The sequence below is a fragment of the Massilia aquatica genome (assembly GCF_011682045.1).
GTDB lineage: Bacteria > Pseudomonadota > Gammaproteobacteria > Burkholderiales > Burkholderiaceae_D > Telluria_A > Telluria_A aquatica.
This window is the reverse complement of record NZ_VVIW01000003.1, coordinates 141,974-164,480: the sequence shown is the minus strand read 5'-3', so window position 1 is coordinate 164,480 and position 22,507 is coordinate 141,974. Positions and strand designations below refer to the sequence as shown.

Here is a 22,507-nt window from a genome sequence, read left to right as displayed (position 1 = left end):
GCAGGATCAAGGATATGTATGGCAAATACCATTTTTCTTCTTCATTTATACGCGCAAGATATAAATCCACGCTAGAATCAGTTGGCCCACTCAGTTTGATTCAGGCACACTATAGGAGAGCAGGACACAATCATTGATTGACAGCACTAAGACATTTGTCTAACATCGCAAACAATTGTTTAATGATTGCTTATTGTGACCGAACTCTCCAAAAAAGACCAGTTGTACGAACTGATCCGCGCCAATCCCTTCATTTCGCAGCAAGATCTGGCAAGCGTGCTGGGCTTGTCGCGTTCCGCCGTGGCCGGCTACATCGCCGGCCTGATCCGCGACCGGCGCGTGCTCGGCCGCGCCTATGTGCTGCCCGATAACCGTCCCATCGTCTGCCTCGGCGCCGCCAACCTCGACCGCAAACTGCGTTCCATCGCCACCCTGAAGATGGGCACCTCGAATCCCGCGCGCCAGGACGAATCGTTCGGCGGCGTGGCGCGCAATATCGCCGAGAACCTGGCGCGCCTGTCGGCCCCCGTTGCGCTGATCACCGCCATCGGCGACGATTCGTCCGGCAAGGCGCTGCTTGCGCACGCCGAGGCGGCCGGCATCGACACCCGCGCCACCCTGCACCTGACCGGGGTTTGCAGCGGCACCTACACCGCGGTGCTGGACGACCATGGCGAAATGCTGCTGGCGCTGGCCGACATGGCCCTGTACGACGCCCTCACCCCCGCCTTCCTGGACACGCGCCAGCCGCAGCGCGCCGGCGGCGCCCTGATCGTGGCCGACCTGAACCTGCCGCGCGAGACCTTGCGCGTCCTGCTCGACGACGCCGCGCGCGGCGCGGTGCCGCTGGTGGTCGTCGCCGTATCGCAGCCGAAAATGGCGCACCTGCCGGACGACCTGCGCGGCCTGCGCCTGCTGATCCTGAACCAGGGCGAACTCGAAACGCGCATCGGCGCGAAGCTCTTGACCGACGCCGACTTCCTGGCCGCCTGCCGCGCCATCCAGGCGCAAGGCGCGCAGGACGTCATCGTCACGCGCGGCGCCACCGGCGTGGTCTACACCACCGCCGGCGGCATCGCGCAGCTCGACGCGCAAGCGGCGCGGATTGTCGACGTCACCGGTGCGGGCGACGCCTTTGCCGCTGCGGTATGCTGGTCCCTGTTCCAGGGCAGCGACGACATGACGCTGGCCTGCCGGCGCGGCCTGCAGTTGTCAGCCATGACGCTCGCCTGCGAAGAAACCGTGTGCCCTTACCTGACGGCGGAAGTGCTCGCCGAGATTCCGAATCCCGACGCCCTCCCCGGCGCCCAGCAACCGTTCAACGCTCTTTACCAGGACTGACCATGCACCAATATCTCTTGTTCTCGCCCGAAGTCGCCGCCGCCCGCACCGCCGGCAAACCCATCGTCGCCCTGGAGTCGACCATCATCTCGCACGGCATGCCGTACCCGCAAAACGTGACGATGGCGCAGGAAGTCGAACACGTTATCCGCGCCGCCGGCGCGGTACCGGCCACCATCGCCATCATCGAAGGCAAGATCTGCATTGGCCTGGTGGCCGAGCAGCTCGAACTGCTGGCCACCTCGCCCGACGCCATGAAGGTCTCGCAGCGCGACCTGCCGTACGTGCTCTCGCAAGGCCGTCTGGGCGCCACCACCGTGGCCGCGACCATGATCTGCGCGCAGCTGGCCGGCATCCACGTTTTTGTAACGGGCGGCATCGGCGGCGTGCACCGCGGCGCGGAAACGAGCTTCGACATCTCGGCCGACCTGCAGGAACTGGCGCGCACCAACGTGGCGGTGGTCTGCGCCGGCGTCAAGTCGATCCTCGACATCGGCCTCACGCTCGAATACCTGGAAACGCATGGCGTACCGGTGATCAGCGTCGGGCAGCCGGGTTTTCCGGCCTTCTTCACGCGCGACAGCGGCTTCAAGGCCGACTTCCAGCTCGATTCGGCGCTGGAGCAAGCCGCCTTCATCCAGACCAAATGGCAGCTAGGCCTGCATGGCGGCATCGTCGTCAGCAACCCGGTGCCGGAAGCGTTTGCGATGCAAAAGGATGAAATCGACAGCATCACCGAACAGGCATTGCGCGAAGCGCGCGATGGCGGCGTGACCGGCAAGCTCGTTACCCCGTTCCTGCTGGCGCGCATCAAGACCCTGACCGAAGGGCGCAGCCTGATGACCAACATTGCACTGGTCAAGCACAACGCCCAGATTGGCGCCGAGCTGGCCGTGGCCATGCGCGACCTGCCAGGCCTGCAGCCGATCTGACCCACTCACCTATCCGCCCCCATGTCCATCGACCTGAAACAGCTCAAGTACTTCCTCGCGGTAGCTGAAGAAAAAAGCTTCAGCCGCGCCGCCGAACGGCTGCACATCTCGCAGCCGCCCTTGAGCCAGCAGATCATGAAGCTCGAGAGCGAGTTGGGCGTGCGCCTGTTCGCGCGCACCACCCGCACCTTCGAGCTGACGGTGGCGGGCAAGGCGCTGATGGGGGAAGCATCGGACCTGCTGGCCAAGATGCGCATGACGATCGACACCATCCGCCAGATCGACCGCGGTGAAGTGGGCCGCCTGCGGGTCGGCATCGTCGGTTCGGCCATGTGGGGACCGATTCCCAGCCTGCTCGAAGAATTCCAGACCAAGTTCCCGCGCGTGACCTGGACTTTGCACGAGTCGGGACCGAACGTGCAGTACGAGGCGCTGCGCGCCAAGCAGATCGACGTCGGTTTCTGGCGCGAGCCCAAGCTCGATGAAGATGAACTCAAACACGACAACCTGCGCCAGGAATTGTGCTTCCGCGAGAATGTCTGCGTGGCGGTCAACGAGCACCACCGGCTGGCCACGCAGCCATGGATCGAACTGGCCGACATTGCCGACCAGCCGATGCTCACGCTGGCGCTGGACAAGTCGGCCTTCCCGCGCTACCTGATCCAGTGCTGCATCAAGGCCGGCTTCCAGCCGACGATCTTCCAGGAAGCGTCCGAGCCGCAAACCTTGCTGGCGATGGTGGGTGCGGGCCTGGGCGTGGCCTTGATGCCCGAGACGACCAGCCGCATCGGCTGGCCGGGCGTGATCTTCTTGCCGATCAAGACCAACGCGCCCTCGGCCAATCTGTACATCACCTACACCACCCAGGACGACGCGCCGGTGGTGCGGGCATTCCTGAACATCCTCAATCCGACTGCTTAGGAAACTGCGCCGCCGGCTTCGCACACATCAAGGCCGGCGGCCAGCGCCACTTCCAGCGCAATAATCAATCCGCGCACCACCTCGGCCAGCGCCATGCTGGGCGCCCCCGGGTGGGCGGCGGCCTGCTGCGGCAGGTAGGGAATGTGGATGAAGCCCGCCCGGATATCCATGCCCGCCGTCCGCTGCATCAGGCTGTAGAAAACGTGATTGCACACGAAGGTGCCGGCACTCTGCGACACCGACGCCGGTAAACCGCCCTCGCGCAGGGCGGCCACGATGGCCTTGATCGGCAGGGTCGAAAAGTAGGCCGCCGGTCCGCCTTCAACCACCGGCTGGTCGATCGGCTGGCACTGCGCATTGTCGGGAATGGGCGCGTCGTCGATATTGATGGCGATGCGTTCGACCGACAGGTCCACCCTGCCCCCGGCCTGGCCGACCGCGATCACCACGTCGGGGCGCAACTCATCGATCGCGGCGCGCAGCACCTCGCCGGCGGCGCCGAACACGCAGGGCAACTGGCGCACCTCGATCCGGTAGCCGTCACCCTCATGCCCGGCCAGCGCGCGCACCGCCTCCCACGCCGGGTTGATGGTCTCTTTGTTGAACGGCTCGAAGCCCGTCAGCAGCACTGTCTTGTTCATTTCTGGCCCATCAAAAAATACAGCAGGAAGATGTTCGCCACCAGCAGCGGCAGCGCGGTCGGTATCTGCGCCTTGATCACCGCGTGCTTGTCCGGCAGTTCAAGCAGCACCACCGGCACCACGTTGAAGTTGGCGGCCATGGGCGTCATCAGGGTGCCGCAGTAGGCGCTGAACACGCCGATGGCGGCCATCACCGCCGGGTTGGCGCCGTACTGCTGGACCAGGACGGGAATGCCGACGCCGCCCGCCATGACCGGAAAGGCCGCGAAGCCATTGCCCATGATGATCGTAAACAGCGCCATGCCGACGCAGAACACCACCACCGCCACGAAGCGCGAATCCATGTTGATGTAGGAGGTGGTGATGTGCGCGACCGCCTTGCCCACGCCCGCTTCGGCAAACAGCAGGCCGAGCACGGCCAGCATGTGCGGCAGCACCACCGCCCAGCCGACGGCATCGGTCAGGCGGCGCCATTCGCGCATGCCTTGCAGCGGCGTGGAACGGGTCAGCCAGCAGGCCGCGCCGACCGCCAGCACCGACGCGCAGCCCAGGCTGACCAGGGTGATGTGCTTGGTTTCGAGCAGCAGCAGGCCGCCGATCTGGACATCTTTGAGCAGGGTCGAGCCGATCATGGTCACGACCGGGATGATCAGCGCGGGAATGAACAGCAGGTGGCCGAGGCGGCGCGCGCTGGTGGTTTTTTCTTCCGCTGACCGCACGCCGTATTTGCCGAGGGTGACGCCGCCGCAACCGGCAATGAGGGCCATCACGATCATGATCACGCCCACCAGCGCCGGTGGAATTCGTTCGCCGACCAGGTAGACCACCGCGTACAGCCCCCAGAACAAGGCGCTCGAATAGCGGCGCGGATTGTCCTTGTCGCGCAGCGACATGACGGCGGAAGCGGCCAGCATGGCGCCCAGCGCCAGATAAAAATAGTCGAGCAGGATGATCATTTCGCTCCTCCGTCGCGCGCGATTTCGGCGTCGAACCGGTGCAGGCGCCAGGCGTGAATGATGAAGGCGGTGATCGCGGTGGGAATGCCCCACATCGCCATGTGCAGCGGATTGACCAGGATGCCTTCGGCCGCGAGAATGGTTTGCATCAGGACGATGGCCCCGAAAGCGACAAACACGTCTTCGCCGAAGAACAGGCCGACGTTGTCGGTGGCGGCCGACATGGCGCGGATGCGGTAGCGCAGCTGGTCGCTGATTGTGCCCTTGCGCGTTTCGGCGGCCGCTTCGGCCATGGGCGCCACCAGCGGACGCACCATCGACGGGTGGCCGCCAAGGCTGGTCAGCCCGAAGGCGGCCGAGACTTCGCGCACGAACAGGTAGACGATCAGCAGGCGGCCGGTGGTGGCCGATTTGATTTTGGCGATGCTCGCTTGCGCATGTTCCTTGAGGCCGAAGCGTTCGAGCAGGCCGATGGCGGCCAGCGGCAGCAGCAAAATCATCGGCAGGTTGCGGGTTTTGATGAAGGCGGTGCCGAGCGAGGCAAGCAGCGCGTCGATTGGCATCGCCACGGCCAGGCCGGTGGCCCCGCACGCGGCGACCACCACCAGCACGGGATGCACGCGCAGCACGAAGCCGGCGATGATGACGGCGACGCCGATGAGCGGCCACAGGTTGACAGCTGTTTGCATGGTTTCTCCGGTAGACCCGTCAGGGGGCCGGGGAATCTTACCCGATACCAGGGCGGCGCCCTATTCTTCTTCGGGCTCCGCACCGGTGATGCGGATAGCGACGAAATGGCGCTTGTCGTAGCGCGAATTGAACTGGTACTCGACCTGAATGTCGGCCTGCTGCCCATGGACGGCAAAGTCGCCGGACATCGAATTGACGCTGACGTCCTTGCGAATCAACTGCGTGCCTTTGGTCACGCACGCAATCACCCGCGAAATGTTATGCCCCATGAATTCCGCCGAGGTGTGCATGGCCATCCACTCGCAGACCGCCCGGCCTTTCGCATCCATGGCGGATGGCTTGCAGCTCTTCGACGGCACGATACTGCCGGCGGCGTATTTGGTCTCCAGTTCCAGCGAGCGCTTTTCGCCGACCGCGATGCCTTCGGCAAAGCTGTCGATCACCGCGCACATCCCGTCTGGCTTGGCCTGCGCCACGGCGAGCGAGCATACGCCGCACAGCGCCGCGCCGCCGACCAGGGCATGGATTGATTTCATGTTCTTCCCAAAAAAAACAGCCCCGCACATCTTGCGACACGCGGGGCCGGTGACTACGTCAGAGCGATGCTCAGAACGTCGCTTTCATCTGCACGCCCAAGGTGCGCGGCTCGTTGACGATACCGGTCAGGTTGTCGAAGTCGATCGCGCCGACCGACTGCACCTTGTCGGTGATGTTACGCGCGAATGCCGCCACTTCGTAGTTATCCCACTTGTAGCCCATGCGCAGGCCGCCTTCGACCAGCGACTTGGCCTTGTATTCCTTGGCTTCGTACAGGAACATATTGTAGGTGCTGCGATATGCCCAGTCGGTGTAGGCAAAGAATTCGCCATCGGCCACCGGCACGCTGTAGCGCAGGGTGAAGTTACCCTGCCACTTCGGTGCGCGCGGCAGCGGGTTGCCGTTCAGTTTTTGCGTGTACGCGAACGGGCCTGCCACGCCGGTCGGGGTGCAACCGTTCACGCCTTTGGTGTTCGGCTCATTGCCGCAGGTTTGCACGAACAGGTCGGAATCCTTGATCTCGGTGTTGTTGTAGCTGCCGCCGAGGGTCATGCGCAGTGCGTCCGACAGGTTGGCCTGGAAGTCCAGTTCCACGCCCTGGCCGGTCACGCGGTCGGCGTTGATCAACTGGTTCATGTTGATCTGGCCCGAACCGGCGGTCAGCTGCTTGTCCTTGACGCGGTACTGGAACACGCTGGCCGACAGACGCGCGCGGCGGTTGAACAGGTCCTGCTTGATGCCGGCTTCGTACGACAGCACTTTTTCGGCTTCGGCGAACGATGGACGATCGGCCAGGCCGTTCAGGCGACCCTGCATGCTCGGCGCGCGGTAGCCGGTGGCGACGCGGGCGAACAGGTTCGAATCGGCGCTGAGCGCGTAGGTGCCGGACATATCCCAGCTCACGTTGGTCGACTCGTTGCTGATCCCGAACGGACCGGCAGTGGTCAACTCAACCCGCTTGGCGGCGAAGTTCTTCTTGTCGTTGGTGTAGCGCAGGCCGCCGCGCAGCTTGAACTTGTCGGACACGGTGTAGTTCAGCGAACCGAAGGCCGCCCACGATTTGGTGTCCTGGAATTGGGTCGCGTAGAACGGGTTGAGCGGATTGCCCGGTGCGAGCGAATCGAAGCTGATGCTGTCGATCTGGATGTCTTCGTTGAAGTAGAACAGGCCGGCGATCCACTGCAGCGGGCCGCTGTTGACCGACTCCGCGCGGAACTCCTGGGTGAACTGGCGGTGCTTCGGCAGCACGTCCGCGGTTTCGACCACGAACGGGATGAACGCGGCCTGGTTGGCGTAGCTCGGGCCCATCGGCTGCGCGTACACGGCGCCGTAGCCGCCGTCGACGTCGGCGCGGCTGTAGAAATCGGCCGACTCGTAGCCGGTGATCGAGTGCAGCGTCACGCTGGAGAGGTCGAGGCGCAGGCGCATGCTGGCGCCTTCGGTCTTGAGGCGCTGTTCGTTGACGCCATCGGTGTCGTAACGGCTGTATTCGAAGCCGTCGACCAGTTCATTGCTGCCCTTTTTGAGGATGTTCGAGCGGAACAGGGTGGCGCTGCCATCCATGTCGCGCGCGTGCACGTTGAACAGGGCGCTGAAGGCGCTGGTCGGCTTGACCAGCACTTGCAGGCGCAGCGCGTCGTCGTGGTAGCCCTCGAAACTCTTGGTGCCGTTGCCCGGACGGCCGCTGTGAACGCGGTCGTCGCGGTTCTGCGACTGCACCGAAACGCGCGCGGCGACGGTGTCGCTGATCGGCAGGTTGATCGCGCCTTCCAGGTTGCGCGCGCGGTAGTTGCCGATGCCGACGGTGGCGTAGCCTTCCTGCTTGCCGATGACCGGCTTGGCCGAGTCGAACTTGATCACGCCGGCCGGCGAGTTACGGCCGAACAGGGTACCCTGGGGGCCGCGCAGCACTTCGACCTGGTCGACGTCGAACACCGGGAAGCCCTTCAACATCGGGCTTTCCTGCACGATGTCGTCCACCACCAGGCCGACCGGCTGCGATGCGTTCAGGTCGAAATCGGTATTACCCTGGCCACGGATGTAAAAACGCGGGAACGAACGGCCGTAGTCGGATTCGATGTTCAGGCTTGGCGAGCGGCCCGACAGGAAGCGGATGTCCTGCCCGCCCGAGGTGAGCACGTCGAGCTTTTCACCTTTGAGCGTGGTGATCGCCATCGGCACGTCCTTGATGTTCTCGGAACGGCGCTGCGCGGTCACGATGACGGTTTCCAGCTGGCCGGCTTGCGGCCTGGCTTCTGCGGCTGGCTTGTCCTGTGCCATCGCAGCGTGCAGCGGAAAGGCGCTGGCGACGGCCAGGGCGATCAGCGAACGGGTGGCGAACTGCTTGCTCTTGATTGTCATGAAGGTATTTCCTTAGGTCGATGAACCATTTTGATGAAACCTGCGTCCCGGTTCGCATCGGCATGACAACCTCGGCGCTCAGCGCTTTGCAGCGCACAAAATGGCCCCGATCACCCTGCTGCGACTGCGTTTCCGTCCGTATTTTGTTGTTGCCTGGGCATCGTAGCATGAAAAGAATTGACCCGAAATCATGGCAATTGCGTTTTCATTTATATTTCGATCATATAAATGCCGAAGCAAAATCGTATTTGTCATACATATTAGGGCTGATGCATAGTTCTGAAGCTGTGCCTGTGCGATTTGGCGCAGCGCAATATTCCCTAGCCGTATGTACTCCCGGGCGTGGCGAACATGGCGACAAAACCGGCCCCGCCACAGGTACCGGACGAGCAGGCTCCGCACCAAAAGACGCGCTATGCGGCGCGTCATTTTCGCCACATGAGTTGTTGCAACAATACGACATAGTTCGCCAGGAAGATTGCCATGAACCAACTTAGTGCATCCGCCAGCCGCCTCAAGGCCGTGGCCGGGCTGGGCCAGCAAATCTGGCTCGATAAGCTCAGCCGCGAACTGATCTCCTCGGGCCAGCTGGCGCGCTGGATCGCCGACGACGGCATTTGTGGCGTGACCTCGAATCCCTCGATTTTCTACAACGCGATCCGCAGCGATGCCGCCTACCAGGCCGCGCTGCCGGCTTTTCGCGCCGCCCACGTCGACCCCGAAGCGCGTTTCGAAGCACTGGTGCTGCCCGACGTGCAGGCCGCGTGCGACCTGTTCGCGCCCTTGTACCTTGACAGCGACGGCCATGCGGGCTTTGTCAGCTTCGAGGTCGCGCCGCGCCTGGCGCACGATGCCGCCGGCACCGTGGCCGATGCACAGCGCCTGTGGGCCGCCATCGGCCGGCCGAATGCGATGATCAAGATTCCCGCCACCGAAGCGGGCATCGCGGCGCTGGAAGAAGTGATCTACGCCGGCATCAACGTCAACGTCACCTTGGTTTTCAGCGCCGCCCAGCTGGCCGCCGTGCGCGCCGCGCACCGGCGCGGCCTGGCGCGCCGCCTCGAAGCCAAGCTCTCGGTGCAGCGCATCGCCAGCGTGGCCAGTGTCTTTATCAGCCGGGTCGACGCCGCCGTCGACGCGCTGCTGCCGCCGGCCGCATCTAGCCTGCGCGGCAAGGCGGCCATTGCCGCCGCGCGCGTGGCGTATCACGAGTTCCGCAACGACGGCAGCTTTGCGATTTTCAGCGCGTTCGGCGCCACCCCGCAATGGCTGCTGTGGGCCAGCACCGGCGTAAAGAATCCGGACATGCGCGACGTGACCTACGTTGAAGAATTGATCGGTGCGGAGACCGTCAATACCGTGCCCGATGCGACCCTGGCGGCGTTTCGCGACCATGGCGAAGCGCGCCTGTCGCTCATTGACGATGTCGATGGCGCGCGCGCCGTACTGACGCAATTGACCCGCCACGGCATCGCACTCGATACAATTGGTAACGACCTCTTGCGCGCCGGCCTGACACAATTCGAGCAAGCACACGCCAATTTGCTGGCTTTGCTTGCTTAGTGTCGTTAAGCTTACGCATTCCTTTCGCCCCATCGCAGCCGGTGTGCCGGGTACAATATCGCTTTCCAGGAGTTAAGTCATGAAATTAAAGCAACTTAGTATCACGATCGCGGCGCTGTGCGTCGCGGCCAGCGCCACGGCTGCCGACCCAAAACTGGGCATCGTGTACGACGCCGGCGGCAAGTTCGACAAGTCGTTCAACCAGTCCGCTTTTGAAGGCGCCGAGCGCTTTAAAAAAGAGACCAATATCAAATACATCGAGGCGCAGGCCAGCAGCGATACCCAGGCCGAGCAAGTGCTGCGCGGCCTGGCGCGCAAGAAGATGGACCTGATCGCGGCGGTTGGCTTCTCGCAGACCCAGGCCGTGCAAAAGGTCGCGCAGGAGTTCCCGAACGTGCGCTTCGTGCTGATCGACGCTGTGGCCAAGGGTAACAACATCAACTCGATCCTGTTCAAGGAAGAAGAAGGCTCGTACCTGGCCGGCGTGGCTGGCGCCATCGCATCGAAGTCGAAAAAAATCGGCTTTGTGGGCGGCATGGATATTCCGCTGATCCGCACGTTCGCCTGCGGCTACAGCCAGGGCGCCAAAGCGACCAACCCGAAAATCGAGATCATGCAGAACATGGTCGGCACCACCGCCGCAGCCTGGAACGATCCGGCCAAGGGCGGTGAGCTGGCGCGTGCGCAGTTCGACCGCGGCGTGGACGTGGTGTTCGCCGTTGCCGGCGGCAGCGGCATGGGCACCCTGCAGACGGCCAAGGAAAAAGGCAAGCTGGCCATCGGCGTCGACTCGAACCAGAACTACCTGCATCCGGGTACCATGCTCACCTCCATGGTCAAGCGCGTCGACCTGGCGATCTACGAGTCCTTCATGCAGATGAAGAACAACACCTGGAAAGCCGGCGTTACCTACAAAGGCCTGAAAGAAGGCGGCGTCGATTGGGCGCTGGACAAGGATAACCGCGCGGTCGTCACGCCGGAAATCGAAAAACGCGTCAATGAAGCCAAGGCCAATATCATCAGCGGCAAAGTCAAGGTCGTCGACTACCGCGTTGGAAGCAGCTGCCCGGTCTGATTTTCCCTGCACTCCAGAAAAGCGCGCCGCGCTGGTGAGAACCAGCCCGGCGCGCTTTTGAACTCATTTACCTTTATCTCTTACCACTGACCGCTATGCAGCCAGCTGTAGAATTTCGCAATATCTGCAAAGCCTTCGGGGCGGTGCAAGCGAACGCCGACGTCAGCTTCTCCATCGCCAAGGGCTCGATCCATGGCGTGATCGGCGAGAACGGCGCCGGCAAGTCGACCCTCATGAGCATCCTGTACGGCTACTACAATGCCGACAGCGGCGCCCTGCTGATCGACGGCCAGGCCCAGGACATCCGCACCAGCCAACAGGCGATCGCCCTCGGTATCGGCATGGTGCACCAGCACTTCATGCTGGTCGAGAATTTCACGGTGCTCGACAACGTCATGCTGGGCTCCGAGGGCGGCTTCAAGCTGTCTTCGCAGCGCGCCACCGTCGAAGCGAAGCTGCGCGAGATCTGCACCCGCTACCGGCTCGACATCGACCCGCTGGCGAGAATCGAAGACCTGTCGGTCGGCGCCCAGCAGCGCGTCGAGATCCTCAAGCAGATCTACCGCAGCGCCAATATCCTGATCCTGGACGAGCCGACCGCCGTGCTGACCGCGCAGGAGACCGCGTCGCTGTTCGAGATCCTGCGCCTGTTCAAGGAACAGGGCAAGACCATCATCCTGATCACCCACAAGCTGGGCGAAATCATGGAGATCACCGACCAGGTGACCGTGATGCGCGCCGGGCGCGTGGTGGGTGCGGTGCACACCGCCGCCACCTCGAAAGAAGAACTGGCCAACATGATGGTGGGCCGCCCGATCCAGGGCGAACTGCCGCGGGCCCAATACAACCCCGGCGCCGCCGTGCTGGAAGTGGCCGGCCTGCAGTTGCAGGATGCCGCCGGGGTGCGCCTGCTGGCCGATATCGACTTCACTTTGCGCGCCGGCGAAATCGTGGCCATTGCCGGCGTATCGGGTAACGGCCAGAGCGAATTGATGCAGATTTTGTCGGGCATGCGCCTGCCAAGTAGCGGCAAGGTCGACTTCCTCGGCACTGCCCTGCCCTACAGCGGACGCTCCGACGCCGACGGCTTGCCGGCCACCTTCCGCAAGCTCGGTATCGGCCACGTGCCGGAAGACCGCCTGCGCGACGGCGTGATCAAGGATTTTTCGGTCATGCAGAACACCGTGTTCGGCTACCAGGACCGGGTCTGCAACCGCTGGGGCCTGTTCGACTTCAAGGCCATCGCGGCGCGCTGCGGCGATCTGCTCAAGGCCTTCGACGTGCGGCCGGCCAATCCGGACCTGCGTATCGGCCTGCTCTCGGGCGGCAACCAGCAAAAGGTGGTGATCGCGCGCGAAGTGTCGGCCAGGCCGAAGCTGATGCTGGTCGGCCAGCCGACCCGCGGGGTCGACATCGGCACCATCGAAAGCATCCACACCCAGCTGCTCAAGATGCGCGACGAAGGCGTGGCGATCCTGCTGGTATCGGTGGAACTGGAAGAAGTGCGGGCGCTGGCCGACCGCATCATCGTCATGTCCGGCGGACGCATTACCGGTGAACTCAAGATTGAAGAATTCGACACTACCCGCATCGGCTTGCTGATGGGCGGGATGCACAAAACATGAAAACGACCGAACTCCCACGCTGGGCAAGCGCGTTTGTGCTGCCTGTACTGAACCTGCTGTCGGCCTTGCTGGTGGCCGCGCTGGTGATCCACCTGCTCGGCGAAAGCCCGACCGAATCGCTCGGCATCTTGATCGATTCGGCCGTCATCAACCCCGAGGGCCTGAGCTACACGCTGTTCTACGCCAGTACCTTCATCTTCACCGGCCTGTCGGTGTCGATCGCCATGAAGGCCGGCCTGTTCAACATCGGCAGCGAAGGCCAGATGTACCTCGGCGGCCTGGGGCTGACCGTGGTCATGCTCACGCTCGACCACTCCCTGCCGGCCTGGCTGCTCATTCCAGCGGCGATGATCGGCAGCGCGCTGTTCGGCGCGGCCTGGGCATTCCTGCCCGGCTACCTGCAGGCCAGGCGCGGCAGCCACGTGGTGGTCACGACCATCATGTTCAACTTCATCGCGGCCAGCCTGATGAACTTCATCATCGTCAAGTACCTGATCCCGGAAGGCCAGCAAAACCCGGCCAGCCGCGTGTTTTCGGAAGCCGGCGCCATGCCGCGCCTGAACGAATGGTTCCCGGTGCTGGGCGACACGCCACTGAACGTCAGCTTCCTGATCGCCATCGCCGCCCTGGTCATCTACGGCATGATGGTATGGCGTTCCTCGTGGGGCTACCAGCTGCGCGCCACCGGCCTCAATCAAAACGCCGCGCATTATGCGGGCGTGTCGATCAGCCGCATGATCATCGTGGCGATGCTCATTTCGGGCGCGCTGGCCGGCCTGGCCGCGGTCAATTCGGTGATGGGCTCGACCCATTACCTGAGCCTGAACTTCCCGGCCGGCGCCGGTTTTATCGGCATTGCGATTGCGCTGATGGGACGCCAGCACCCGGTCGGCATTTTCCTGTCGAGCGTCTTGTTCGGTGCACTGATACAGGGCGGTTTCGACCTGTCGCTGGAAAAACCGAACATCCCGCAAGAGACCTTCATCTTCATCCAGGGGCTGATCATTTTGTTCTGCGGCGCGATGGAAAACCTGTATGCGCCCGCTGTCCTGAAGCTGCTTAACATTCGCAAAGGATAAGCCATGTTCGAAGACCTCCATTTATCCAGCATTGTCGTCTCCACCATCCGCAATGCGCCGGTCCTGATTTTCGCCGCGATGGCCGGCCTGTTCGCCGAACGCAGCGGCGTGGTCGACATCGCCCTGGAAGGCAAGATCCTCGCCAGCGCGTTCGTCTCGGCCGCTGTCGCCTTCACCACGCAGAACGCTTGGTACGGCGTGGCGGCCGGCGTGGCCGTATCGGCCGCACTGGCGCTGCTGCAGGGTTACGTGAGCATCACCCAGAAGGGCAACCAGCTGGTGGGCGGCATTGCGATCAACATCGCCATGAGCGGCCTGACCTTCGTGCTGGCGCAGTTCTTTTACCAGCAGGGCGGCCGCACGCCGGACCTGGGCCAGGCGCGCCTGTTCGACATCGTCCTGCCGGGCACCCAGGCGCTGGAAGGCATTCCCTTCATCGGCTGGTTCTACGGCCACGTGATCGGCGGCCATTCGGCGCTGGTCTACCTGGCCTTCGCGCTGATCCCGCTGGTGCACTGGGTGATCTACCACAGCCGCTTCGGCCTGCGCCTGCGCGCCTGCGGCGAAAACCCGCACGCGGCCGACGCGGCCGGCGTCAGTGTCGCCACCACGCGCTACATGGCGATGCTGGTGGCCGGCATCCTGTGCTCGTTCTCGGGCGCTTACCTGGCGATCGTGCAGAGCGGCTTCTTCCTGCGCGATATGTCGGCAGGGGCAGGCTACCTGGCGCTGACCGCACTGGTATTCGGTAACTGGCGTCCGATGTACACGGCGCTCGGCTGCATGATGTTCGGTTTTTTCAGCGCGGTGCAGATCCAGATCGAAGGCGTGGACTTGCCGGGCATCGGACGCATTCCGGGCTCGCTGATCCAGATGGTGCCGTACGTGGTCACCGTGATCGTGCTGGCGGGCCTGATGGCCAAGTCGGTGGCGCCGAAAGCGATCGGCAAACCGTTCGTCAAATCGCGTTAAGGCGGTGACAAGCCGCAGGGCGAAGCGCGGCTTGGCCGCCTTCGCCTGTCTTCTGTTACTGGGATTGGCGGCGCTGTTCGGCGCCGGCGAACTTCTCAGCTCTCCTGCGCGGCGCCAGATCGGTGCCGCGCCACCCGGCTTTCCCGCTTCTTCCGTTACCATACCCACCGCAGCCGGTCCGATTCAGGGCTGGATGATGCGCGGCGCGCAGGGCGCCGGTGCGGTCCTGCTGCTGCACGGCGTGCGCGGCAACCGCCTGCAGATGCTGGGACGCGCGCGTTTTCTGTCGCGCCTCGGCTATGGTGTTTTGCTGATCGACCAGCAGGCGCATGGCGAAAGCGCCGGTGAGCGCATCAGCTTCGGCGTGCGCGAGGCCGATGGCGTGCGTGCCGCACTGGCGTTCCTCAAGCGCGAACAGCCCGGCGAACGGATCGGCGTGATCGGCATGTCGCTTGGCGCCGCCGCGCTGGTGCTGTCGAAACCCGGTCGCGCGATCGACGCGCTGGTGATCGAGGCGATGTACCCGACGATTGAAGAAGCGATCGAGAACCGCCTGCGCCTGTATTTGGGAAACGCGGGCGGCAGGCTGGCGCCGCTGTTGCTATGGCAGGTGCCGTTGCGGCTTGACCTGACCTTGGACCAGCTGCGGCCAATCGACGCGGTGGGTGCCCTGGCCTGCCCTACCCTGGTGGTGGGCGGAGAATTCGACCGCCATACCAGCGAGCTTGAAACGCGCCGCATTTACGCTGCCGTGCCGGAACCGAAACAACTGTGGGTTGTGCCCGGGGCCGAACATACCGATTTTCATGGATTCGAGAAGCACGAGTATGAAACGCGCATCGGGCAGTTCTTAGCCCTGCAACTCCGAATTGGACGCCGTTGAGCAATGACGGGTTGTTGGAACGGCGGCGGCGCCTAATCGGCTTGGCTGCCCTAACACTACCTCAACGCTTGGCATTAAGTCAGTGAGCATAATTCTTGTAATTTCTGCACACTTACTGAGAGAGTGGGGGTATTAAGTACGAAAAAAATACTATTCAGGCTTTGTTGTTGCGATCCTGATTTTGCGCAGGCAAAAGCGAAAGTACCCGAGCAACGCGATAATGCACATTATGAGAAGGAGCATCTCTGGAAGCCAGTAATCAATTGAGTCAACACGCGTTCTGTCGACGACCATCGATATTCCAATTCCTCGCTGAAGCATACTTACGATCGCATTATAGCCTCCGTGTACAATCATTGGGGCATAGAGTGAGCCGAACCTTAAGGCAAGTAGCGCGAAAAATACGCCATGTATGAAGCTGCCCAAGAATGATTGATCAATATGGAACACAGCGAACAATAGAGATGAGATAACGATCGCCTTGCTTAGTCTATATTTCTCACTCAAACGGCGAAGAACGAAGCCTCGGAATACGATTTCCTCGGTAATCGGAACAAGAATTACACCGCACAAAAAATCCAGCACCAGCCAGCTAGGGCGCCACGTCACTGCTTGAAATTCATCTATAGTTAGCAAGCCCCAGTGCTTATACGTCCAATCAATATCGACTTTCGCGCTCAACATCACCAACAGCGCCCAGCAGGCTATGCCCAGCAATACGCTTGTGGCAAGTGCGAACGATAACTCACCAATTGAAGAAACAGGAAGCTTGCTCCCTAAAAATTTCGCGAACGTAAGATTCTCCAAGCGGACGAAAAATTTAGTCCAAATAACCATCGTGATTGCAATCCCGCCCCACTCCAAATATATTACATTGGGAATGTCGCCACCCAGATATGTCAACGCACTATGCCACGCGAGCGTAGCTGCCACCCAAATAAATATGACCTGATAAACTCTAACCGGAACAGGAGGACGCTGAAATTTAATGGGAAAAAGACGTATAGTTGACATGATTTCATTTATACACGACGATACAATTTAGCTGACTGGCAAAGCGCGTCAGGGAGCGCTTTGCCGATCCGCGCATGTTCACGACATTCCAGCGCGATAAAGTACTAACGCAGGTGTCTAGTGAGTGACATCGTAAATCCAACATCCCAGATCACCGCCCAGCCGCTGAAGTTCTCTAAACCCTCTCGAAGCCAATTTCCCCCATTCGCCTATCGCCCCGGTGCAGCTAGCCTCTTTAGTAGATATTGTACAACTGATCTGGATGTCACTTCCCTCGCTACGACTACCACCACCGCCATTAACTGCGTCAAGAAATGCATCATTGTCGATAACTTGCATGTTTACTCCTAAGAGAAGTTAATCACACCGTATTGCATGATCAGGATCGGCATAGTCCGCAAACCGGCCATCAATACCCTCGTCAAATCGGATTACGAAATAGTACTCTAAATGCAAATTACATATCCATTTTGCGCAATGACAACTTTATTGACTATTACTTCTCGTTTAGGCGAAATATCGCAGAGGCTCAAGCTTGATCACCCTGCATAGTGCAGTTAAGAAACGTAACACGATTCCTATTGCCTAATCCGGAGGAGATTCTATTCGGCAATATTACAAGGACATGCCTTGAGCCATATACGACAAAATCCCAAGTGGGTATTGCTAGACCAACGCCCAAGGTCGTCGTAATTGCTGGTAGATGTCGAACCGCCCCTATTGCGTCGCGCGATGAAGGTAGCGCGACGCAACTCGATCTCCTCTGCCATTTCTACTGTCGGAATGAGCTAGCGTAAGCATCCTTGACATTTGATTTGATAAATGCCCGCCTGGACGGGAGACAGCAAACGAACGCGGCGTTAAATTGCACGACGCTGAACCCGAGAGTAAGCAGTGCTTTGGCGGGCTTCAGTCGCCGGCAAAACGCGTTGAACGGCCCAGCGTCCAGGCAAACGCCACGCCGGCCGAGGCGCCGGACTTCTTCTTCATCAGCGGACTGTCTTCGTTGGCGGCGCCCGCATAACTCTCCAGACGCACAAAGCCGAACACGCGCACGTCTTCATTGATCATGCGCGAGGCGCTTGCGCCCACCCTTGTGAGCATCAACCCCGCGTCGGCCTGATAGCCGGGCCGCGTGGCCGTGGCGTATTGCGGCTGCACCTCGTAGAAGTAGCGGTTCACTTTCTTGTCGCCGATGACCACGCCCGCGTTGGCGTCAAACGTCCACAGGCCGTCGGCGCTGCGCATTTCGACCACCACCTTCGGCTCGAACGTGAAGCCCTGCGTGCGCACGCCGGCGCGCGCTTCGATCACGGCGCGCAGCGGGATGTCGAGGCGGATGCGGCTCGACGCACTCGGCTCGGCGATGCGCACCTTCAGGCGTGGACCGAATTCGAGCAATGTGCCCAGGTTGGGCATGCCGGAACGCGCCGCCACGTCGTCGGAGCGGGCCGGCAGCGAGGCGGCCAGGCCGACATCGAGTTCGACCGCCTCGCGCTTGACCAGGCGCGCGCCGATGCCGGATTGGTCGGCGCGGAACACCTTGCCCCGGTAGATCAGGAATGGCAGCAGCAAGCCGCGCGATGAGCGGTCGGCAGAGCCGGGATAGGCCGGCGTGGAGGCGACGCCGCCGAGGACGCCGGCCTCCCACAGCGGGAGCGGCTTGCTGTCGGCCGGTGCGGCGCAGGCGGCGATGGGGATAGCCAAAACGATGGCGGCGAATTTTGCGGCTGGCTTCATTCGGATGCTCACGGGTGGATCAGCGAACTTGGGTCCCCGCTTGCGCGGGGACGACGTGGTAAGGGGCTGGGAATGACTGAACTATGGCGCTTACGGCCAGATGGTTTGCAGCAGCGACGCCAGGTTGTACCCACCCTTGATCAGCTGCGTCTTGGCCAGCGCGGAACTTGGCACCGGATAGTTCGATCCCATCTCCAGCCCGAAGGTGTAGTAGGTTTCGCCCTTGCGGTTGGTTTGCTTGCCGATCGCACCGGGCGTGACGTCCGAATACGCCAGCTTGGATGCAGCCAGCGCATCGTCGGCCCACTGGTACGGCCAGCTGGTAGCCTCGCCCGTGTTCTTCGCCACCACCGGTTTGCCGTCGATGACCTTCTGCGCGAACTGCTCCGGGGTCTTGGTGCTGATGCGGCGCATCGCGTAGTCGACCACGGTGCTGTCCCAGTACGAGTGGAACGGCCGGGTGGTCCACTTCTGCGCACCCGGCGGCAGCGGCCTGGCTTCGCCCTCGATCAGCTTCGCGCTCAGCGTCGTAAGCTTGTCGTCGTCGAGCAGCAGGCTGTTGCCGCCGCGCGAATCGTAGATATTCAGGCTGTCGACATCCTCGTGCTTTTTCGGCACCGCGAACTTGCCATCCTTGCCGACGAACGCCGCGCCCACGTGCAGCGGCTGGTGGATGTCGCCGGTCATGTGCGCCACCAGCAGCAAGGCCTGGCGGCGGGTCAGCTTGTTGGGATTAAGCGCCGGGTCGGTCTTGCCCTGCAAGACGGCGATGGCCTGCTTGAGCGTTTGCACGATGTCCACGTCGGCCGTGCCGACCGCGCCGTCATGATAGTGCTCGTTCTGGAACGGGATGTCGGTGTAGTGATACTCATTGTGGCGCGGGTTGACCGCCGTGTAGGCGTTCATCTCGGCGGTCGGCGGCGTATAGCCGGCGCCACCCTTGGCGCTGTCGGCCCAGACGGTAATCGATTCGAGGCTTTCGCCGGGCAGCAGCAAGGCCGCCACCTGCTTCTCGGCGTTGCTGCCCTTGATCAGTTTTTCGGCGATGGCGCCGACCGCGCGGTGCCCTTCGGCGCCCCAGGCCAGCGCTTCCGCCGACACGAAGGCGCCCGCGAGCGCCAGTACACAAGCCAGTTTCTTCATCATTCAGTTCCCTTGTTCGGTTTTGGATAGTCTTTGCCAATCTCGATCGGCGCCGCGTACGACGAGCTCCAGGTCTGCTCGTGCAGTGCGCCCAGGCGCTGCGCCATCTTCTCGTTGCGCAGCACGACTTCGAGATTGCGCGACTTGTCGAAGTACCCGCCGGCCCAGTTGCTGGTGCCGACCCAGGCCAGCTTGCCGTCGATCGTCATGGTCTTGCTGTGGATGACGCGCGCGAACGGAATCGGCCCGCTCGACGCCACCGGCAAGGTGACGATGCGCACCTCGACGTTCGGCAGCAGCGCCAGGCTTTTGAGGTAGGCGATGCCGGGTTGGTCGGTGTTCCAGTTCGAGACCATGAGCTTGATTTTCACGCCGCGCGCAGCGGCTGCGCGCACCGCGTTGTCGATCACGCCGTAGTACGGCCGCGTGTTGTCAGGCCCGTAACCGAGCGGCGCGTAGTCGAGCAGCTGGATGCGCACTTCGTTCTTCGCATCGGCCAGCAAGGCCGGCAGCACCACTTCGGAATCGGCCACGCCGGGCGGATTGTAGGCCGCCGGGCTGGCGACCAGTTGCGCGGCCTGCGCAAGCACGTTCGCCGGCACCGCGCGCGGCACCGCCAGCTTTGACGCCAGCAGCGACTGCGCCTGCCAGTCACGCTCGAACACGGCCTGCACCTGCGCCACCATGGCCGCGTCGCTGATCAACAGGCCGGTTTCGTGGATATGGGTAAACGCGCGCCAGTCGAAATTCTGGCTGCCGATAAAGGCCGCCTTTTTATCCACCGCGAGGTACTTGGCGTGGATGATGCCGGTGCCGGTCAGCTGCGCGTAATCGAGCACGCGCAGCTCCAGATTGGGGATCTTGCGCAGCCGCTCCAGGGTGCCGGGGTCGGACAGGCCGACGCCTTTTTTATCGAGCAAGAAGCGGATCTTCACACCGCGCTTGCCGGCCGCTTCCAGGCGCTCGACCACCTTGTCGAACGGCGTGCCGGCCTTGCTGATGGCGTAGAACTGGCCGATCACGATCTCGCTGCGCGCCTCGTCGAACAGCTGCGTCCACACGGCCGTACTGCTGCGCAGGTCCGGGTTGACCAGCGTGGTTTCCACCGGCGCGGTCTGCACCAATTCATAGCCGGGAATGGAAAAGCCGGCCTGCGCCTGCGGTCCCAGGACCAGCGCAAGCAGTGCGGCGAGGCCGCGCCGAAGCGGCGTCATTGGACCGTCCCGATGCGGCCCGGCGGCGTGTCGCTGCCGGCCGGTTTGCCCGCCTTGTCCTGCTGGACCAGGAACTGCACCACGGCGTCGATATCGCGGATCTGCGTGTCGCGCTTGTTGGCGGCGGCGGCAAAGGCGGGGAAGCTGTCGCCGCCTTCGGCCAGGAAGTTGTTGCCGGCCACGCGATACATGGCGGCGTCGTCGAGCGCCTTGCCGTTCAGGGTGACGCTGTCGCGCACCACGCGCTGGCCCTTCGGCGCGTTCTTGTTCCAGCGGTAGCTGAAGCCGTCGGAGACCTGCAGCACCGAGACGCTGCTCGCGCCCGGGCGCGCCCACTGCTGTTCGAGCAGCGCGCGGATCTGGGCGCCGCTCATGTCCATGACCACGATGGTATTCCCGAACGGGAGCACGATCTGCACGTCGCCGTAGGTGGCGGTGAGGTTCGCTTCGACGTCGAGGTCCTGGCGCATGCCGCCCATGTTCATGAAGCCGATCTGCACGCCCTGCGCTTTGGTGGCGGCCAGCACGGCGTCGGCGATCAGGCCACCGAGCACGGTTTCGCCGCCGGCGCTTTCCTTGCGGTGGATCGAACGCACGGCCACGCGCGCTACCGGCCGCCCCAAGGCCGCTTCGCTGCGTTCCTTGGCTTGCCTGAGAAACGCCGACACGCGCGCATCGGGTGGATATTCGCCCGGCTTCATGATCACGTTACGCACCGCGATGTCGGCCACCGCGCCGCTGGCCGGATCGACCATCATCTTGATGCGCGACAGGACGTGGCCGCCCATCTCGCCCTGGGTTACCACGCGCCCGTCCACCTTGCACTGAAAGCCCGTGTGCGAGTGGCCGCTGACGATCACGCGAATGGCAGGATCGAGCTTCTTGACGATGTCGACCACCGGGCCTTTGAGGGCGCTGCAATCGGGCTTGTCGAACGGTTCCGGAGTGGTGCCGCCTTCGTGGATCAGCACCACGAACACCTGCGCACCTTCGGCGCGCATGGCGGGGATGACGCGGTTGATCGCGGTCGCTTCATCTTCGAATGTCAATCCGACGATGCCCGAGGCCAGCACCACCGAAGCGGTGTTGCGCAGCACGGCGCCGATCAGGCCGACCTTGACGCCCTTGACGTCTTCGATCCGGTAGGCCGGCAGGAAGGGTTTACCGGTGGCGTCGTCGATCACGTTGGCGGCCAGGTAAGTAAAGCCCGCGCCACGGAAGTCCTTGCTGAACTGGCAGGCCTTTTCGGGACGCACCGACTCGCAGCCGCCGCGCTGCTGGCGCAGCAGTTCGGCGCGGCCGTTGTCGAATTCGTGATTGCCGACCGAGGAGATGCGCATGCCGGCCATGGTCAAGGCTTCCAGCGCCGGTTCGTCGGCCCACATCGACGACATGGCCGGCGAGGCGCCAATCAGGTCGCCGGCGCCGACGAACAGCAGGTCCTTGTCTTCGCGGCGCCAGGCCTGGACGGCGGCGGCGATGGTATCCACGCCGCCCGCCTGCGCGGTTTGCTGGCCGCTGGCGTGGATGCTGGTGTACTGGAATTTGGTGGCGTCGAGGTGGCCGTGGAAGTCGTTCAGGGCGACCAGGTTGATCTCGATCGGGGCCGTCGGGCGCGTGGCGCAGCCCGCCGACAGGAAGGCCGCGGCGAGCGCGGCGCAAAGGGGCCTTGAGTATAGATTCATAGGTAGTAGGATAACCGAAGAGCGCAGGCCGCAGCGGATGCTACGCCCTCTAATATGTATCGGAAATGTATCGGGCGGGACGAAAAAAAACGGCCAGTGTCGCCACCGGCCGTTCCTTGAATTACTCAGCTATGC

General features: G+C 62.7%; 20 protein-coding genes. 10 read left to right on the top strand and 10 right to left on the bottom strand.

What is annotated here, in order from left to right:
- The first annotated feature begins 195 nt into the window (after nt 1-195).
- The 3 genes from F1609_RS06775 to F1609_RS06765 are packed head-to-tail and all read left to right on the top strand — an operon-like array spanning nt 196 to nt 3,194.
- Nucleotides 196-1,341, top strand: a complete 1,146-nt coding sequence (locus tag F1609_RS06775) for a carbohydrate kinase (RefSeq protein ID WP_167075733.1) — start codon at nt 196-198, stop codon at nt 1,339-1,341.
- A 2-nt stretch (nt 1,342-1,343) separates the two neighbouring features.
- A complete protein-coding gene (locus F1609_RS06770) occupies nt 1,344-2,273 on the top strand; it encodes a pseudouridine-5'-phosphate glycosidase (protein ID WP_167075732.1) in 930 nt (309 codons plus the stop codon).
- Between the two features lie 21 nt (nt 2,274-2,294).
- Nucleotides 2,295-3,194: a LysR family transcriptional regulator gene (locus F1609_RS06765; RefSeq protein WP_167075731.1), complete on the top strand. Its 900-nt coding sequence runs from the start codon at nt 2,295-2,297 to the stop codon at nt 3,192-3,194.
- Here F1609_RS06765 and pcp read toward each other — a convergent pair.
- The 5 genes from pcp to F1609_RS06740 form a co-directional block, all read right to left on the bottom strand.
- A complete protein-coding gene (pcp, locus tag F1609_RS06760; protein ID WP_167075730.1) occupies nt 3,191-3,835 on the bottom strand; it encodes a pyroglutamyl-peptidase I in 645 nt (214 codons plus the stop codon). The genes F1609_RS06765 and pcp overlap by 4 nt on opposite strands.
- Nucleotides 3,832-4,791 (bottom strand): DUF979 domain-containing protein, encoded by a 960-nt coding sequence (locus F1609_RS06755; protein ID WP_167075729.1) that lies wholly within the window; start codon nt 4,789-4,791, stop codon nt 3,832-3,834. The genes pcp and F1609_RS06755 overlap by 4 nt, the downstream gene beginning before the upstream one ends.
- Nucleotides 4,788-5,480, bottom strand: a complete 693-nt coding sequence (locus F1609_RS06750; RefSeq protein ID WP_167075728.1) for a DUF969 domain-containing protein — start codon at nt 5,478-5,480, stop codon at nt 4,788-4,790. The genes F1609_RS06755 and F1609_RS06750 overlap by 4 nt, the downstream gene beginning before the upstream one ends.
- Before the next feature lie 60 nt (nt 5,481-5,540).
- On the bottom strand, nt 5,541-6,017 hold the full coding sequence (locus F1609_RS06745; protein ID WP_167075727.1) for a hypothetical protein: 477 nt from the start codon (nt 6,015-6,017) through the stop codon (nt 5,541-5,543).
- A gap of 70 nt (nt 6,018-6,087) precedes the next feature.
- A complete protein-coding gene (locus F1609_RS06740) occupies nt 6,088-8,379 on the bottom strand; it encodes a TonB-dependent receptor (protein WP_167075726.1) in 2,292 nt (763 codons plus the stop codon).
- 167 nt (nt 8,380-8,546) lie between these two features.
- Here F1609_RS06740 and F1609_RS06735 point away from each other — a divergent pair, with 167 nt between their 5' ends.
- From F1609_RS06735 to F1609_RS06705, 7 genes are all read left to right on the top strand, one after another.
- Nucleotides 8,547-8,876, top strand: coding sequence for a hypothetical protein (locus tag F1609_RS06735; RefSeq protein WP_167075725.1), 330 nt, complete (start codon nt 8,547-8,549; stop codon nt 8,874-8,876).
- Nucleotides 8,863-9,942: a transaldolase gene (gene tal / locus F1609_RS06730; protein WP_167075724.1), complete on the top strand. Its 1,080-nt coding sequence runs from the start codon at nt 8,863-8,865 to the stop codon at nt 9,940-9,942. The genes F1609_RS06735 and tal overlap by 14 nt, the downstream gene beginning before the upstream one ends.
- A 79-nt stretch (nt 9,943-10,021) precedes the next feature.
- A complete protein-coding gene (locus F1609_RS06725) occupies nt 10,022-11,017 on the top strand; it encodes a BMP family lipoprotein (protein WP_167075723.1) in 996 nt (331 codons plus the stop codon).
- 95 nt (nt 11,018-11,112) lie between these two features.
- A complete protein-coding gene (locus tag F1609_RS06720; RefSeq protein WP_167075722.1) occupies nt 11,113-12,642 on the top strand; it encodes an ABC transporter ATP-binding protein in 1,530 nt (509 codons plus the stop codon).
- The gene (locus F1609_RS06715) at nt 12,639-13,721 is read left to right on the top strand and encodes an ABC transporter permease (protein ID WP_167075721.1); all 1,083 of its coding nucleotides are present in this window, start codon (nt 12,639-12,641) and stop codon (nt 13,719-13,721) included. Before F1609_RS06720 ends, F1609_RS06715 begins: the two co-directional genes overlap by 4 nt.
- 3 nt (nt 13,722-13,724) lie before the next feature.
- Complete coding sequence (locus F1609_RS06710) at nt 13,725-14,693, top strand: ABC transporter permease (RefSeq protein WP_167075720.1); 969 nt, start codon at nt 13,725-13,727, stop codon at nt 14,691-14,693.
- Nucleotides 14,694-14,724: 31 nt separating this feature from the next.
- Complete coding sequence (locus F1609_RS06705; RefSeq protein ID WP_167075719.1) at nt 14,725-15,576, top strand: alpha/beta hydrolase; 852 nt, start codon at nt 14,725-14,727, stop codon at nt 15,574-15,576.
- Between the two features lie 150 nt (nt 15,577-15,726).
- Here F1609_RS06705 and F1609_RS06700 read toward each other — a convergent pair whose 3' ends face one another.
- From F1609_RS06700 to F1609_RS06680, 5 genes are all read right to left on the bottom strand, one after another.
- Nucleotides 15,727-16,590, bottom strand: coding sequence for a CPBP family intramembrane glutamic endopeptidase (locus tag F1609_RS06700; protein WP_167075718.1), 864 nt, complete (start codon nt 16,588-16,590; stop codon nt 15,727-15,729).
- Nucleotides 16,591-17,499: 909 nt separating this feature from the next.
- Nucleotides 17,500-18,330 (bottom strand): MipA/OmpV family protein, encoded by an 831-nt coding sequence (locus F1609_RS06695; RefSeq protein ID WP_167075717.1) that lies wholly within the window; start codon nt 18,328-18,330, stop codon nt 17,500-17,502.
- A gap of 90 nt (nt 18,331-18,420) precedes the next feature.
- Entirely contained in the window at nt 18,421-19,473 is a 1,053-nt protein-coding gene (locus F1609_RS06690; RefSeq protein ID WP_167076035.1) for a S1/P1 nuclease, read from the bottom strand.
- Nucleotides 19,473-20,687, bottom strand: coding sequence for a phospholipase D-like domain-containing protein (locus F1609_RS06685; protein ID WP_167075716.1), 1,215 nt, complete (start codon nt 20,685-20,687; stop codon nt 19,473-19,475). Before F1609_RS06685 ends, F1609_RS06690 begins: the two co-directional genes overlap by 1 nt.
- The gene (locus F1609_RS06680; protein WP_167075715.1) at nt 20,684-22,372 is read right to left on the bottom strand and encodes a bifunctional metallophosphatase/5'-nucleotidase; all 1,689 of its coding nucleotides are present in this window, start codon (nt 22,370-22,372) and stop codon (nt 20,684-20,686) included. Before F1609_RS06680 ends, F1609_RS06685 begins: the two co-directional genes overlap by 4 nt.
- Between the last annotated feature and the right edge of the window lie 135 nt (nt 22,373-22,507).